12 protein-coding genes are annotated in these 16,310 nt (G+C 35.4%); 5 read left to right on the top strand and 7 right to left on the bottom strand.

The genetic code is table 11. From position 1 onward, the window contains the following. The first annotated feature begins 10 nt into the window (after positions 1 to 10). On the top strand, positions 11 to 1,006 hold the full coding sequence (locus LK994_RS03760; RefSeq protein WP_229761548.1) for a hypothetical protein: 996 nt from the start codon (positions 11 to 13) through the stop codon (positions 1,004 to 1,006). A gap of 66 nt (positions 1,007 to 1,072) precedes the next feature. Here LK994_RS03760 and LK994_RS03755 read toward each other — a convergent pair whose 3' ends face one another. From LK994_RS03755 to LK994_RS03730, 6 genes are read right to left on the bottom strand one after another with little or no spacing between them, the layout of a single operon-like run. Further along, positions 1,073 to 1,789: a glycosyltransferase gene (locus tag LK994_RS03755; protein ID WP_229761547.1), complete on the bottom strand. Its 717-nt coding sequence runs from the start codon at positions 1,787 to 1,789 to the stop codon at positions 1,073 to 1,075. Next, positions 1,790 to 2,743, bottom strand: a complete 954-nt coding sequence (locus LK994_RS03750) for a D-2-hydroxyacid dehydrogenase (protein ID WP_229761546.1) — start codon at positions 2,741 to 2,743, stop codon at positions 1,790 to 1,792. It abuts the gene before it with no gap. An 8-nt stretch (positions 2,744 to 2,751) separates the two neighbouring features. Continuing rightward, positions 2,752 to 3,531 carry an aldolase/citrate lyase family protein gene (locus LK994_RS03745; RefSeq protein ID WP_229761545.1) on the bottom strand — a complete coding sequence of 260 codons (780 nt, stop codon included), beginning with the start codon at positions 3,529 to 3,531 and terminating at the stop codon, positions 2,752 to 2,754. Between the two features lie 9 nt (positions 3,532 to 3,540). After that, positions 3,541 to 4,305 carry a class I SAM-dependent methyltransferase gene (locus tag LK994_RS03740; protein ID WP_229761544.1) on the bottom strand — a complete coding sequence of 255 codons (765 nt, stop codon included), beginning with the start codon at positions 4,303 to 4,305 and terminating at the stop codon, positions 3,541 to 3,543. Between the two features lies 1 nt (position 4,306). Continuing rightward, positions 4,307 to 5,047 (bottom strand): class I SAM-dependent methyltransferase, encoded by a 741-nt coding sequence (locus LK994_RS03735; RefSeq protein WP_229761543.1) that lies wholly within the window; start codon positions 5,045 to 5,047, stop codon positions 4,307 to 4,309. Between the two features lie 28 nt (positions 5,048 to 5,075). After that, positions 5,076 to 6,761, bottom strand: a complete 1,686-nt coding sequence (locus tag LK994_RS03730) for a DUF6044 family protein (protein WP_229761542.1) — start codon at positions 6,759 to 6,761, stop codon at positions 5,076 to 5,078. 276 nt (positions 6,762 to 7,037) lie between these two features. Between LK994_RS03730 and LK994_RS03725 the strand changes: the two genes are divergently transcribed. From LK994_RS03725 to galK, 3 genes are read left to right on the top strand one after another with little or no spacing between them, the layout of a single operon-like run. Next, complete coding sequence (locus LK994_RS03725) at positions 7,038 to 9,665, top strand: MGH1-like glycoside hydrolase domain-containing protein (RefSeq protein ID WP_229761541.1); 2,628 nt, start codon at positions 7,038 to 7,040, stop codon at positions 9,663 to 9,665. Between the two features lie 18 nt (positions 9,666 to 9,683). Then, a complete protein-coding gene (locus LK994_RS03720; RefSeq protein WP_229761540.1) occupies positions 9,684 to 10,643 on the top strand; it encodes an aldose 1-epimerase in 960 nt (319 codons plus the stop codon). Positions 10,644 to 10,647: 4 nt separating this feature from the next. Then, the gene (galK, locus tag LK994_RS03715; protein WP_229761539.1) at positions 10,648 to 11,811 is read left to right on the top strand and encodes a galactokinase; all 1,164 of its coding nucleotides are present in this window, start codon (positions 10,648 to 10,650) and stop codon (positions 11,809 to 11,811) included. On the opposite strand, the gene LK994_RS03710 is transcribed toward galK, so the two are convergent. Continuing rightward, a complete protein-coding gene (locus LK994_RS03710) occupies positions 11,808 to 13,718 on the bottom strand; it encodes an ABC-F family ATP-binding cassette domain-containing protein (RefSeq protein ID WP_229761538.1) in 1,911 nt (636 codons plus the stop codon). The genes galK and LK994_RS03710 overlap by 4 nt on opposite strands. Before the next feature lie 227 nt (positions 13,719 to 13,945). On the opposite strand from LK994_RS03710, the gene LK994_RS03705 reads away from it, so the two are divergent. Beyond that, entirely contained in the window at positions 13,946 to 16,309 is a 2,364-nt protein-coding gene (locus LK994_RS03705; protein ID WP_229761537.1) for an SLBB domain-containing protein, read from the top strand. Position 16,310: the final 1 nt, after the last annotated feature.

Raw genomic sequence — 16,310 nt, 5'->3', positions numbered from 1 at the left:
TAATTTAGCAATGAGAAAAATTTTATATTTATCGGTTTTATTATTCGGGGGATTGATTTTCAATGGCTGCACTAAAGATTCGGATATATTCACTCCCGATCCCGGGCAGATCACGGGTCCGGATGATACCTGGTATACTACTGTGACTGCGGCTATGCCGGTAAATCTTTTAAGAAATTCCCTCACATTTACTGCTGATAAAGATAGCTTCGATATTGTAAATACTAATTATACGGTTGCATTTGCATCGGGATTAGAATGTACTTTTCCAGGTAGCCCTTTCGTTGATAACAATGGGATTGTAACAACGGGAAAAGTTCAGCTGGAGTCATATTTGTTAAAGAAAAAAGGTGATCTGATAAGAATGTCTAAACCAACTGTATCTAACAACAGAATGCTTATATCAGGAGGGTCTGTATTTATTCAGGCTAAAAAAGATGGAGTTAAATTGAAATTAGGTACTGATAAAAAAATAAAACTGCACTATACAAATGATGCATATATTTCATCAGCCATGAAATTATTTAATCCGGATGATGTTAATCCGGATCCGCAGTTGTTTAACTGGCTGCAGTGTAGCGATACATTAAATGGGAATAACAAAGTCGTTCCTTTCAGTGGCGGATATGATATTTATACCAATCGCCTGCAATGGTTGAATTGCAATTATTTTTATAATATTGGTGCAAGCGATTCTGTAAAAATTTCTTTAACCTTGCCAACAAATTTCACCAATGCAAATACTGTATCGTATGTGATTTCAAATGATGAAGTATCTGTGTTAGGTATGTCGGCAGATGTAGCGTCCAAAAAATTTATTAGTAGCGCTTTGCCCGGTGGCAAATCTGTGAGAGTAATAAGTATCACAAAAGAAGGGAATTTTTATTATTTAGGTCACAACAGTTTTGTAACCAACAAGCCGTCTGATGGCAGGTATCAAAATGTAAATATTAACCCTACGAGACTATCTTTAGAAGCGATTAAGGATTTTTTAAATAATTTATAATTTTTTGTTCATGATTGCTTGCTGATAATAAACGCTTCGGGTAGAAATACCTGAGGCGTTTTTTATTTAATCCTTGTTTTGATGAATGATCAAATACTCGTCAATCGGGAGGTCTTTTTCTTTTAACACAAAGAAGTTCATAATTCCCTTTATACCAACTTTCCATCTTTTAATAAATGTGTAATTGCTTTTAGTAAGATTATTTGCCGCTCTAATATACGGTATACTGATACAACGTAACTGTTGCTTTGCTATTAAAGAAAGTAAATAGGGTTTAGATCCGGTATAAGCTAACAGTGGGGCGATAGCCGATTGTTTAATTGCAAAAAACATACAGGCATCAGCCGGTAGTCTTTTACGGCTTAACAGGTGCAGGATGAACTTAAAACTTTTTGCGGATATTAATTTTGTTTGCTCTTCGTATCTGCCGCTTCTGCCGCTAAAAACCACGTCCGTACTATCGTTTATTCTTTCAACCAGCAGGGGGATAAAATCAGGGCGGTCTTGTAAATCTGCATCCATTGCAACAGCAATATTTCCTGTAACAAATTTTAACCCCATGAGTACAGCTGTGCTTTGTCCCTTGTTATTTTTTAAATGAATGACTGTTGAATGGTCTTTTAAAGAGGAAAGAATTTGTAATGAATTATCTCTGCTGCAATCATTCACAAAAATTATTTCGTATTCCCAGTTGTTTTTTACACTTAGGCCTGCAAGTTGATCCTTAAGCATCAATATAGTTGCAGCATTATTAAAAATGGGGATCACAAAACTGATTTTCATTCAATATCCTTTGATTGTATCTACAATATTTAACAGAGGCTTTTTATTGATATACCTGCTAAAATTTTCTTCAAATAACTTTTCGAATTGAAAAGGAGGGTTGATTTCTCTGCTTCTTGCCATATGTGGCGAAACAAATAAATTTTTTATGTCCCAGGCCGGATGTGTAGCATCTAATGGCTCATCATTAAATACATCTAATGCTGCACCACGAATTTTTCCTGCAATTAATTGTGTATATAAAGTTTTTTCATCCAATGTACCGGCTCTGCCAATATTTATTATAATAGCATTAGGGGATAATTGTACTATTTCTTTTTCTCCAAAATAGTTAATGGTATCTTTTGTGTAAGGTAGGGCCAATACAACAATTTCTATTGCAGGAAGTAGTTCTTTCCAGTGTTTTTTTGTTGTGTTGGTTTCATCAAAAAAATATTGTGTATTGGTATTTACACCAAAAATTTTCATTCCAAACATTGTTAGCTTTTCTTCTATCGCTTTTCCTAAACTTCCATAGCCGATGATCATTGCCTGCTTGCCGGATAATAAAGGAAGTTGCATTGGTCTTTCCCAACGGTGCTCCTGTTGAGCATCTCTTATTAAATGAAGATTTCTTTGTAAGGTTAATATAAGCCCAATCGTATGTTCACATATTTCATTATTATATACACCTTTTGCATTGGTAACAATTTTTCCTTCAAGATTGCTGCCACATTTTTTTAAAATGAAATCGATGCCCACAGAATTTGTTTGCACCCATTTTAATTGTTGTTTATTAAAAGGAAGACTTTCGCAAAGATGATGATTACCCATAACTACCTCAGCGTTTTCTATCATTTTTTCGGCCACTACTTTTTCGGTAGTATGTAAAATGCTCCAGTCGGGAGCAATCTTTTGCAGATTATTCAGATGCGCTACGCTGGCTTTATATAATAATAATAATGTTTTACTCATTAAGGAGGTTACAATAAAAATGATTTTAACTGCTCATGTGTTTCTGCTATTGCTGTTTGATCAGATCGGTTTAGGTGTGCTCGTATCTCTCCAAGTAATTTTTCAGCACCATACTTATTCAGATCACCCAGGAATGCTCTTCTCAAAAAACTAAAATTTATATTTAAGTTGATGTATTGCTGGATTAATAGCTTTGAGGGGATAGGACTTCCTTCATCAGGATGTGTAATGCCACCAACGCCAACAGGAATATTAATAAACTGTTCTTTAATGTTTTTTACTGTGTTATCTATCAACGGTAAAAACATATTAGAAGATTGCCTGCTGATTTGGAGGTCATTTAAGCCGATATAAATTCTGGAAAGTGGCAATGTTGTGAAATGAGGGGTGTTTTTTACAGCCGTATCAGTTTCAATTAAAATCCCCAATTTGCATCTGTCTTTTATCATATCAATAACTTTGCAAACCTCTTCTTTATTTTCTACCATCGGTAAAAAGATCTCATCAGCACCACAGCTGATCGCTAGGTCAATTTCATCAGCAGAGTATTCCGGATCAAATTTGTTAATGCGGCAAATTATTTTTTCAGAAATATTATTGCGCATATTGATCAGATCATCTGTTGTATCGTAGTTTATTTGAGTAGGGTAGCCGTTTTGTCTTTTATCTTTCCCCTTGTTTTCCCAATCAATAATAATTGCATTTACTCCCGCAGCAAGGCATTCCTTTGCCGTGGACACATTGGTGGTAAATAAAAAAAGTTCAAAAGTATTGCTATTAAATTTCATTCGTACTGTTTAAGGTTTTTTTGCTACCAATAAGCAACTAGTGCCAAAAGGAATAATGCGTTCTGATCCTATCCAATCTGCTTCCCATTGTAGGGTCTTTAATGCCAGCTTATTCAGCCATGTTGTTTTAGATAAATGCTCATTGTTTCTACGTGTTGCACTTTTTCTTTTTCTTACTCCGAATTTATATGGCAGTACTCTGAATAAAAGAAAAGGCAAATAAAGCAAAGAGAAAAAGTATGTTTTGTGACTGACTACAAATCCTGCATTCATTAATTTCTTTGACAGGTCATTGATTCGGTATCTTCTGTAATGACCAATTTCTTTGTCAATATCTGTTGTAAGGTGCTCAAATGCAGGAACTGTAATAATGATAGTTCCTCCGGATATTATTTGTTCATACAGTTGTTTTAATACTGCAGCATCATCTTCTATATGTTCTAAAACGTCTGCTAATACAACTACCGGTAACGAAGTCTGCTTAAAATCCTGAATGGAAGATTGAATAGTTGCTTCAATGTTTCTTTCATTGGCTATTATAATGGCATCTGGCATTGCTTCTACCAATACGCAGGGATATTCCTCATTCATCAAAGCTTTTGTAACAGGGCCATTGCCGCCCCCCAGATCATATATTACAGGCTTACCTGTAACATATTTTTGTAAGGCTTTAATGATCATAGTTGTGCGATGACGATACCAGAATGAAGCGTCTTCCAGCTCCCTAGTAAGTCGGTGTGCTTCTGCCGGGTATGATACTTGTGCTGTACTCATGTTAAATTGCAACAGGCTTTGTCGCAGAAATTAATTGAAATGCCATCACAGGCGAAAGTATAGAAGCCTTGGAAAACGCATGGTCTATTTTTCTTCCAAGATTTGAATTGTACACTGCCGGAGGAAATGCACCAAAACGATGAATATCAACATTGGTGAACTCTGCAAAATTCAATGCTTTGGTAATATTTTTTTGTGTCATGTCTTTTAATCCTTTTTCTCCTTCGTAACTCATGCCTGGTGTAAACCATATCTGCATATGAAATAAGGGATTGTAAGGATTGGGCTCTAAAAAAATAATTTTACCACCCGGTTTTAATAATCTGTACATAGATTGAAAGCAGGTGTGTAAAATATGCAGATGATGTAAAACCATAAATCCAATAACATAATCAAATTGTTCATTTAGTTCTTCAGGCGCTTCAATGATATCAGCTAAATGAAGTTTTACAGGAAAACGATTGTCGTTGTATCTTAAAAATTGTTGCAATAAAAATGCATTTAGATCCAATCCCTCAACCTTATAGCCTTTTGCAAGCATATTAAGTGTGTATTTGCCCATACCACAGCCAACATCCAATATTCTGTCTGTTCTGGTTATTTTACCATAACTAAGGAGTTCATCTACATGCCGGTTTACATATGGAGTATTGGCCGGCACCATAGTCTTTTTTATTTTCTGACTAAAATATTCGAGTTGAATATTATTATAATATTGTATGGGAGATTTTATAATTGACACTTGTACAGATAAGGTTTAAACGAATTTACTATATTTTGTATAAATAAAGTTTGTAAAAATGATTTTCTAATCGATCGATCAATTCAACCTGATTGGTTTTAATTTCAATCGAAGAAATAATGTAGTTGCAACCTAAAGATCTTAATGCTGCAAAATTCCAATGAACCTCCTGCGGAACACTAATTGGATTTAGCTTGTCAATTGGAATTTGCATGTTGCCGTTTTTAATCAGATCAACAGTTTGCAAATAACAAAAATGTCCTCTGGTGTCAAATTCACTAAACTTGAATTGTTTATTGATCAAAGCAAGATCCTCTTGTATGACCTCTCTGAATTGATTTCTATACGTCAGCGGATAATTATTAATATATCCATCAACAGTATATAAGCCATTGTAAGAGGCAACAGCAGGTTGTATTCCAAATGATGCAACTTTATATTTATTTACAGGTAAAGCAATGCGTTGTTTAATCTGCTCAAACAGGTCAGGGGAATAATATCCTTGATATGGCCTGGCTTTTGTTTGCCACTGCAATCCAATGATTGGTTTCCAGAATAATGAAAGTCTTACAACAAAAGGCAGCATCAATAAAATAACCGCAATCCCAGCCCATTTAGTTTTAAATACAGATAACAGGTAAGCCACAATAATAGCATAAGCCATTGCCTGAAAAAAAAGTTCGAAGACAAATAATTTATTAAAATGATACATTCTGAAAAGCAATACTTTTTCCTGTAAATATTTTAAAGCAGCACTATCTAAAATAATAAATTGGCATTGAAAAAAAATCATTGCTACAGTGATAAAAAGGAATAACTTAAAACTTTCATGTTTCGACTTATACATTTTGTAAAGAATGAATCCGCAAAGAACAAAGATCTTTCTGTCGAAGATGAATGTCAGGTAAAAATCTAGATTGTGAGGTTCTTCGGTAGTTAAGATATTTCCCATACGTTGAGCAATACTGTTAACTGCAAATGCTTTTCTGTGGGAGATAAAGTAACTATCAAACAGCAAATTATTTAAAGTTGGATAATTATTTGCATAATACAATAACCCCATACTCATCAGTGCAAGAAAAAATTTAGCAACAGGCAGTTTCTTTGCAATGATAAAATAAACTGATAAAACGAACCAAAGTCCTAAGATGAAAATACCTACAGATTGAAAATTGGATAAGAACGGGTAGATCAATAAAAAGAGCCAATCTTTAGTCGATTGTTTATTGTTAATAAAATTGATGAATACCATTGCCAACAAGGGGAGCAACGCAAGGCTAAGGCCGTAGGCATATATATATTCTCTAAATCCAAAAACGATGGCGGCAACGATGGCAGCAATAATATTTCCTCTGGTCAGATATTTAACTGCAAATGCATACATCGCAAAACAAGCGATCGTATGAATCAATATTATATGAATAGTAGCAGCATAAAAGGCGGAGAAAAAAATGTTCAGAAAAAAGAATAATGAGTAGCTGTTTATCAAAGTGAATCTCGGTAGACCATTCATATATTCAGCAATAATTGCAGAAGGGTTAGCCCAGGCATACTGAGGTTGAGCTGCTATTTTATTCCATACATAATAACAATCCAGATTATCGACGATTGGGAAAATGGTATTTTTTCCGGTGATAAAAAATGGGAAAAAATAAAGTAAAGCACAGAAGCTCAAAAAAAGATATGCTTTAAAATTATTATTGAAAAAGGTCATTTAACAAAGATTGTTGTGCAATATAGAAACTATACGGCTAAGAGCTGTGACAAATTTCATCATCAATGGTTATAAAAAAATGTAAGAAGACGGTAGAAATGTGTTATTTTCAATATTGAAATGAAAGCCGGAGGTTTTAATATAGGCTTTTACAAATAATGTCAGATTAGTGTTTTTAGGAATCACCCAACTGCGTAGTTGATAATATCTTGCAGACAACTGATTTTGTCCGAACGTGTTATGACATTGACATCATATTCAACAAACGATTAATTAATGAGGCCAACAAATATATCTGCAGAGCAGGAGCGTTTGAATGAGAACGCGTTGAAACCAATTCCACTTGAAAAGTGGGGTCCATATCTTAGTGAAAGGCAATGGGGTACGGTACGTGAAGATTATAGCGAAGGAGGAGATGCCTGGAATTATTTTCCACATGACCATGCTAAAAGCAGAGCCTATCGTTGGGGAGAAGATGGTCTGGCAGGTATTTCAGACTATTTTCAAAATTTATGTTTTGCTGTTGCGTTATGGAATGGCAAAGATCCGATATTGAAAGAAAGATTATACGGACTTACAAACGGTGAGGGAAATCATGGAGAAGATGTAAAAGAATTATATTATTATCTGGATAATGTGCCAACACATTATTACATGAAATACTTGTATAAATATCCTCAGGCGGCGTTTCCATATGAAGAACTGAAAAGTAATAACCAGCACAGAAGTAAGCATGATGTCGAGTTCGAGCTGTTAGATACCGATGTTTTTAAAGAGAATAAATATTTTGATGTTTTTGTAGAGTATGCAAAAAACAACAGCGATGATATTTTTATTAAAATAGAGATCGTTAACAGAGGGAAGGTTGCTGCGCCAATAACAGTATTACCAACACTTTGGTTTTATAATCGCTGGCAATATAGCAGTAAGGCAAGACAAAAACCTAATATTGAATTTTTGAATAGTAACGCGGTAAAAACCACCCATGAAAAATTAGGTTCGCAGTATCTGTATTTTCAACAACCGGACGATCTGTTTTTTACAGAAAATGAAACAAATAAAGAAAAGCTTTTCGGTAAACCCAATGATACTCCGTTTGTAAAAGATGCTTTTCATGAGGCAATCATCAATGGTAAACGTGTAAAAGAGGTAAGAGAGAAAAAGCAGGGAACCAAATGTGCACCTGTTTTTAATCGTACGATAAAAGGTGGTCATTCCGAAACGATATACCTTAGATTGGCCAACCAATTATTTGATGCTCCTTTTGCGGAAGGCTTCGAAAATATTTTTGTGCAAAGAAAAAATGAAGCAGACGAATTTTATCATTCTATTTTACCAAAAGAAACTTCGGAAGATCTGTTCAATATTCAACGCCAGGCATTTGCAGGTTTATTGTGGAGTAAACAGTTTTATCATTACGATGTAGAACGCTGGATAAATACCAGTGATGGCATTACTCCATTATCAGATCAACGTCTTAATGGAAGAAATCATAACTGGAAGTATTTAAAAAATCAGGATATCATTATCATGCCCGATAAGTGGGAATATCCATGGTATGCTGCATGGGACTCGGCTTTTCATTGTATAGCTATGAGTATCATTGATCCTTGTTTTGCGAAGAATCAGTTGATCCTGTTAACAAGAGAATGGTATATGAATCCATCGGGACAGATACCTGCTTATGAATGGAATTTTAGTGATGTCAATCCTCCGGTACATGCATTTGCAGCTTTGCAGGTGTATCATCGTGAAAAAGAAATGAAGGGAGTAGGAGATGTACAGTTCTTAAAAAGGATCTTTCAAAAACTGATCATCAATTTTACCTGGTGGATAAACAGAAAAGATGAGAATGGGAATAATATTTTTGGTGGTGGATTTTTAGGCCTTGATAATATTGGTGTTTTTAACAGGAGCATTGATGAACATCATGATGATGTGTCCTTAGAGCAGGCCGATGGCACAAGCTGGATGGGTATGTATGCTTTGAACATGATGGATATTGCATTGGAAATTGCAATGACCGATAATTCTTTTGAAGATGCTGCAACTAAATTCTACGAGCACTTTGTAATCATTGCAGAAGCGCTAAATGAATTAGGATTATGGAATAAAGATGATAATTTCTTTTATGATGTATTGTCTTTAAGAGACCAACACCCGGTTCCGTTAAAAGTGCGATCAATTGTTGGGATAGCACCTCTATTTGCGGTTTCTATCATCGATAGAAAATCATTGGCGACACTGAGTGATTTCAGAAAAAGAACCAACTGGTTTGATAATTACAGAATAAACAATAATTTATTCTTACCAAATGAAGAAACAAGCGATGGGAATGATCAGTTGTTGTCGTTAGTATTAAAAGAAAGATTAGTGGAGATACTGGATAAGCTATTGGATGAAAAAGAATTTTTGTCTAAAGGAGGTATCAGGGCATTATCTAAATTCCATTTGGATAATCCGTATTCAATTTCTTTAAAAGATACCAACTACTCTATTCAATACGATCCCGGGGATTCTACTTCAGATCTGTTTGGAGGGAACAGCAACTGGCGTGGCCCTGTCTGGATGCCTATCAATTACCTGATCATCAAAGCCATAAAAAAATACGGCGAGTTTTATGGTGATACATTAAAAGTTGAATACCCGAAAGGGTCCGGCAATTTCATTAACCTGAAAGAAGTAGCAACCGAACTCACTCAACGTATTCTGCATATTTTTGAAAAAGATAAAAAAGGGAACAGGCCGGTAAATGGTAGTTACAATTGGTTTTATCATCATCCCGAAAACAAGGATCTTATTCTTTTTTATGAATATTTTCATGGAGATACGTCGAGTGGCTTAGGTGCCAGTCACCAAACAGGGTGGACAGCGGTTTTAGTGGATTTGATAAGAAGTATTTAGTACATTCACACAACGATTATGTCATTTACGGTTGATAATACAATTGAAGACGGGTTTGCTAAAATAGTTTTAAAAGATACCATTAGCGATACAGCCGTTGAAGTAATTCCTTCATGCGGAGCGATCCTTCATGCATTTACGATAGTGCATAATGGAGAGAGAATGAATGTGATAGATCATTATGATGACGCAAACGATTTTGCTCAAAATGTTTCTTCGAAAGGGTTTAAAAGTTGCAAACTTTCTCCGTTTGCCTGCAGAATAAAAAATGCCAGCTATGTTTTTGCTGATCAGGGATATAGTATCAAAAAATTTTTATTAGGAAAAAGTGCGTTACATGGTCTGTTATATGATGCCTCTTTTGAAATGATCAATAAACATATTTCTGATGATCATGCCGGAGTGTCTTTATTATACCAATACAAGGGGACAGACGAAGGTTATCCATTTCATTATGACTGTATCATCACTTATTTATTACAAGCCAATAGTTTATTAACAATATCGACAGATATTATTAATAAAGATGAAAATGCAATACCTATTCAGGATGGCTGGCATCCTTATTTTACTTTCAATGGAAAGATAGATGATCTCTTACTGGAATTCCAAAGCAAAGAAAAAATGCTTTTTGATAGTGATATGATTCCGACAGGAGAAAAGAAAGTATATGAAGAATTTGGATCATTAAAAAAAATCGGAGATACAAAATTTGATGATTGCTTTAGTGTGAATTTTGCAGAATGCCAGCCACTGTGTGTATTGCGTGACAAAGAAAAAAAAATACAAATAGAGATTCGTCCGGATAAAACATATCCTTATCTGCAGATATATACACCCGATCATCGCAAGAGTATTGCCATAGAAAACCTGAGCGCTATTCCGGATACGTTCAATAATGGAATAGGATTAAAGATATTACAACCAAAAGAAAAAGCTAATTTCACAACCTCGTATAAAATAACGCCTCTAACTTAATTGCATGAATTCGATTGCCAGCCGAATACAAAAAATATTTTCAGAAAGTTTTTCTGTTCAACCTCAATTGTTTTTTTCACCGGGCCGTATAAACCTTATCGGTGAACATGTTGATTATAACGATGGCTTTGTGATGCCTGCCGCTATTAATAAAGGAGTTTATTATGCTGTAGCACAAAATGGTACAGATGAATGTCATTTTTATGCTATTGATTTTGATGAGTGGTTTTCTATAAATATCCATGAAATTAAAAAGATCAATAGCTGGAAGAATTATGTACTAAGTGTGGTCAATGAATTTTTATTGTTGAAGAAAAGCATCAAGGGATTTAATTGTGTTTTTAGTGGAGATATTCCTCGTGGTAGTGGTATCAGTTCATCAGCTGCAGTTGAAGGCGGACTTGCTTTTGCATTGAATGAATTGTTTAATTGTGGGCTAAGCAGAGTGGAGTTGGCCCGTCTCTGTCAAAGGGCCGAGCATAATTTCCCTAATGTGAAATGTGGCATCATGGATCAGTTTGCCAATATGATGGGCAAAAAAGACAATGTATTATTGCTCGATTGTAAAAACCTCGAACATCAATATTTTCCTTTGCAGTTAGACGGCTATAAAATCGTATTACTAAATACAAAAGTGCATCATTCGTTAGCGAGCGGAGAATACAATGTACGCCGACAAAGATGCGAAGAAGGGTTGGCTATTTTACAATCAAAATTAAATATTCAATCTTTCAGAGATATTTACAGTGCTGAGAGGATAATTTCATGTAAAGATGAAATGAAAAAAGAGGTGTACGACTGCTGTCAATATGTAATAGAAGAAATTTTAAGAACCAAGAAGGCCGCAGAACTATTACAACAACATGACCTGATCGGGTTTGGAAAACTCATGTATGCTACACATGAAGGGTTAAGTAAGTTATATCAGGTCAGTTGTCCTGAGCTTGATTTTTTGGTAGAGCAAACACTCGATAATGTGGCTGTGATTGGCTCAAGAATGATGGGTGGCGGATTTGGAGGCTGTACCATCAATATTATTGCCGCTGATGCAATTGAAGGTTTTATAGAAAAAACCGGCAAAGCATATCTGCAAAAATTTAATCTTGAGTTAGAAGCATATATAACAGAAACAGGAGATGGGACAAGCGAAATATTATTTACCAATTAAATTCTCTCACTTAACTCCAACCACCTCATTTCTTTTTCATCTAGTTGTTGAACAATAATACCTACTCTTTCAGCGGCTTTTTGCAATTCGTCAAAACTTAAATTGCCTTCATTCATTTTTTGTTCCAGTTCAGCTTTTTCTTTTTGCAGTAAAGGCATTTCTTTTTCTATTGTTTCAAATTCAAATTTTTCTTTGAAAGATAATTTAGGCGCACTGGTTTTAGTTGGTTTTGCAACTGTTTCAACGGCTACTTCTTCAGCAGCTGCTTTTGGCGCTTGTTTGATCAATTGTCTTTCATCTGTAAGACTACCATTGGCCACGGCCGCTCTATATTGCGTATAGTTTCCGGGATAATCTCTTATTACTGCATCACCTTCAAAAGCAAATAAATGGTCAACCATTCTATCCATGAAATAACGATCATGGCTAACAATCAAAATACAGCCGGGATAATCCATTAAGAATTCTTCCAGTGTACGTAAAGTTTGCAGATCCAGGTCATTGGTCGGTTCATCCAACACCAAAAAATTGGGGTTTAGGAAGAGAACACTCATTAAATGCAATCTGCGTTTTTCTCCACCACTTAGTTTACTCAGTGGAGTAAATTGCTGCTCTGCAGAAAAACCGAATTTCTCCATGAACATGCTGGCACTGATCTTGGTGCCATCTGCCAACGGGAAATATTCTGCCATATCTTTTACATATTCGATGGCTCTTTTATCTTCTTTATATACCAATCCATCCTGACTGAAATTGCCAAACACTACGGTGTCTCCATGGTTGATCTTACCACTGTCCGGCTCTTCAAGTTGTAACGCAATTTTTAAAAATGTAGATTTACCCACCCCATTTTTACCCACAACACCAATTCTTTCGCCACGTTTAAAAGTATAATCAAAGCCGTTCATTATTTTCAGATCGCCATAGCTTTTATATACTTTCTTCAACTCTAAAATTTTACCACCAAGCCTGGTCATTTTCACCTGCAGACTAACTTCTTCCACATCTTTCTGTTGCTTAACCCTTTCTTCTACTTCAACAAAAGCATCTTGCCTGCTTTTGCTTTTTGTAGTTCGGGCCTTCGGTTGCTTACGCATCCATTCCAGTTCTTTTCTGAAAATATTTTTATCTTTTTGTAACTCACTTTGCTGAACCTCTAATCGTAAACTTTTTTGCTCTAAGAAATTATCATAGTCACCTTTATATACATACACTTTTTCTTCATCAATTTCTACTATCTCATTACATACCGCATCCAAGAAATACCGATCATGCGTTACCAACAACAGGGTAAGTTTTGATGCTGCCAGATAATCTTCCAGCCACTCGATCATACTAACATCCAAATGGTTGGTAGGTTCATCCAATATTAATAAACAACGCCCCTGATGCAGATCTGCTTCTATCAGCGCCTGCGCCAATGCCACTCTCTTTTTTTGTCCGCCACTGAGGTTGCCCACTTTTTCATTTAAGTGATGCAGGTTTAATTTTCCTAAAATTTGTTTGAGGTCACTTTCAAAGCTCCAGGCATTAAGGTCATCTAACCGTGCCATCAGGTCGCCAAGTTTATCCACGTCTTCCTGCCCCTCTTCTAAAAAAAGTTCATACTCTTTCACCAGTTTTACAACAGGATTATCCAAACGGAGCACATTATCCCAAATAGTTTTCTCATTATCAAAATCATTGTCCTGCTGAAGCATCACCACCTTAATGTCTTTATGTACCCAAATAGTACCGGTATCAGGGGTATCGAGCCCCGTGATAATTTTCAATAAAGTGCTTTTTCCGCTACCATTTCGGGCAACAAGCGCTATTTTATCGCCTTCTTCTATGTTTAAAGTGATATTTTTAAAAAGGGTTCTTACCCCGAAAGATTTACTGATATTTTCTATTGAAGCGTAATGCATGGCGGCAAAGGTAACGGAGGAATTTCGGAAACAGTTGATTACTAAACCCCAAATGTGAAATATCTGTAAAATGTTATTAACTTCGCTAACACTTTTCCCCTATGGTTTTCAGAAAGATACCGGGGGTAACAAACAAGAAATTTATGCAAATTACACGACTGATTTTTTTGGTTATTCTCGCTGTTTTTTTCAATATTACAAAGTGTGAAGCTCAAACAATGCTGGATATGAATGACTTGAGCAATGCAAAGATTGACAGCTATAGCGACGATGAGATAAAATCATTCTACGAAAAGGCAATGGAGTCTGGCATGACAGAGGCTCAGTTATATCGTTTGGCAGTTGAAAAAGGTCTTTCAAATGCAGAAATGATAAAACTGCGTAATAGATTACAAACGATCAATATTGTAAAAAAACCTGCAATCAATACCGATGATAATCAATCGGTTACCGATGGTAAAAAGGAAGAGATACAACATGCATATGATACGGCAAAGAAAAGCCTTCCTAAACAAAGTTTCGAAAATGATGCGGAGATCTTTGGTTCCGAATTATTTACATCAAATAGTCTTGTGTTTGAACCCAATTTACGTATTCCAACTCCTGCAGGATATATACTTGGTCCCGATGATGAAATTATTGTAAATGTGTATGGCTTTAGTGAAAAAAGTTATAACCTTAAGGTGAACGAAGAAGGATATATATATATTCAAAATGTGGGCCCTATTTATGTAAGTGGATTAAGTATGGATCAAGCGGGAGAGAAGATAAAAGCTAAAATGGCCTCAAGTATTTATAAGGCTATCGGTTCCGGTCAAACGAAAGTGCAAATTTCATTGGGCAAAATACGCAGTATAAGAGTAACGGTTATCGGCGAGGCAAAAAAGCCCGGAACATTTACTGTTTCTTCTCTTACCACATTGTATAATATCCTGTACTTATGCGGAGGTCCTACAAAAATGGGAACTTACAGAAAAATAGAATTGATAAGAGGAAATGAGGTTAAAAGAAGCGCAGATTTATATAGTTTCTTATTAAAAGGAAATCAAAAAGATAATATTCTTTTGCAGGAAGGTGATGTAATAAGAATACCTTATTATAAAACCAGGGTGTCAATTGAAGGAGAAGTAAAACGTAAAGGCAAGTTCGAAGTTTTGGATAAAGAGAATTTTAATGATCTGCTTGAGTTTTGCGGAGGGTTTACAGATAATGCATTCAAAGGTTCAATAAGTGTGGAAAGGATTGCAGAAAAGGAAAAGACCATGCTCGATCTTGATGCTAAAGATTTTGATACATTTAAACCAAAAGGAAGCGATAAGTATTTTATAGGTAAATTATTAGACAGATTTGAAAACAGAATTATTATATCCGGTTCAGTTTTCAGGCCTGGCCCTTATCAATTGACAGAAGGGTTAACGGTAAAAAATCTTATCGAAAGAGCAGGAGGAATTACCGAAGATGCCTATACTGTAAGGGCTACAATTTTCAGAAATAATATCGACAAAACCCCTACTACCTTATCTGTAAGCATTGACTCTGTTTTAAAGTATAATCAAACTGTGTACCTGCAGAAAGATGATTCAATTTCTGTACACTCCATTTTTGATTTTAGGGACAAATATATGATTACCGTAAAGGGAGAAGTGAAAAAACCGGGAGATTACAGATGGCGTGAAAATCTATCTGTAAAGGATCTGTTGCTTTCTATCGGTGGCCTAACAGATTTCGGCGACTCTTCAAAAATTGAAATTTCAAGAAGGTTAAAAAATGCAGATGTAAGTAAAGTTAACCATACACAAACTGATATATTCATCGTTAACCTTGCAAATAATAAAGATATTTTGCTTCAGCCATATGATATTATCAGTGTGAAAAATTTGCCGGGTTATGCTAACCAACGCAATGTATTAATATTAGGAGAAGTATTGAGCCCGGGACAATATAGCTTGAGTAAGAGTGCTGATAGAATTAGTGATGTATTTAAGAGAGTGGGTGGTTTTAAAGCATCTGCAGATACAACTTCAGTAAAGATTCGCAGATATGTTCAATCAGAATTATCAGCTGAAGAAAGAGAAGCTATTTTTAAAAGGGTATATAATTTAAGACAGGATAGCCTTAGTACTAATGACCGGTTAAAAAAAGATGTGTATAAGACTTCTTTCTTAATTAGTATTAATCTTTCTGAAGCGATGAGACATCCTGATGGTCCTGAAAATATAACGTTAGAAGATGGTGATATCATCACTATTGACAGAAATACCAGCCTGGTAAAAGTGTCGGGAGAGGTATACTTTCCTACTGTAGTTCCATACGATGGGAATGTGAATCTTCGATATTATATCAAAAGAGCCGGCAACTATACAGGGAATGCAAGGAAAGTGGGAACTATGGTGATATATCCGGATGGGAAGGTAAAAATTGTAAAAAGATTTTTATTTTTCAAGAGCTATCCTAAAGTTACGTCCAGATCTGAAATTTTTGTGCCTCAAAAATCGGTTAAAAACAAAGCCAGGATGACCACAGGTGAGTGGGCTTTATTGGTATCAGCTTTAGGAATAGTAGCTAATGTGATAATAACTTCAAGAAAATAAA

The sequence above is a fragment of the Ferruginibacter lapsinanis genome, assembly GCF_020783315.1.
In the GTDB taxonomy this organism is placed as follows: Bacteria; Bacteroidota; Bacteroidia; order Chitinophagales; family Chitinophagaceae; genus Ferruginibacter; species Ferruginibacter lapsinanis.
Note: the sequence above shows the minus strand (reverse complement) of the source record. Positions and strands in the feature narration are given on the sequence as shown.

Coding starts and splice junctions, on each gene's coding strand:
- LK994_RS03760 (WP_229761548.1), top strand. CDS start 11: ATGAGAAAAATTTTATATTTATCGGTTTTATTATTCGGGGGATTGATT.
- LK994_RS03755 (WP_229761547.1), bottom strand. CDS start 1,789: ATGAAAATCAGTTTTGTGATCCCCATTTTTAATAATGCTGCAACTATA.
- LK994_RS03750 (WP_229761546.1), bottom strand. CDS start 2,743: ATGAGTAAAACATTATTATTATTATATAAAGCCAGCGTAGCGCATCTG.
- LK994_RS03745 (WP_229761545.1), bottom strand. CDS start 3,531: ATGAAATTTAATAGCAATACTTTTGAACTTTTTTTATTTACCACCAAT.
- LK994_RS03740 (WP_229761544.1), bottom strand. CDS start 4,305: ATGAGTACAGCACAAGTATCATACCCGGCAGAAGCACACCGACTTACT.
- LK994_RS03730 (WP_229761542.1), bottom strand. CDS start 6,761: ATGACCTTTTTCAATAATAATTTTAAAGCATATCTTTTTTTGAGCTTC.
- LK994_RS03725 (WP_229761541.1), top strand. CDS start 7,038: ATGAGGCCAACAAATATATCTGCAGAGCAGGAGCGTTTGAATGAGAAC.
- LK994_RS03720 (WP_229761540.1), top strand. CDS start 9,684: ATGTCATTTACGGTTGATAATACAATTGAAGACGGGTTTGCTAAAATA.
- galK (WP_229761539.1), top strand. CDS start 10,648: ATGAATTCGATTGCCAGCCGAATACAAAAAATATTTTCAGAAAGTTTT.
- LK994_RS03710 (WP_229761538.1), bottom strand. CDS start 13,718: ATGCATTACGCTTCAATAGAAAATATCAGTAAATCTTTCGGGGTAAGA.
- LK994_RS03705 (WP_229761537.1), top strand. CDS start 13,946: ATGAATGACTTGAGCAATGCAAAGATTGACAGCTATAGCGACGATGAG.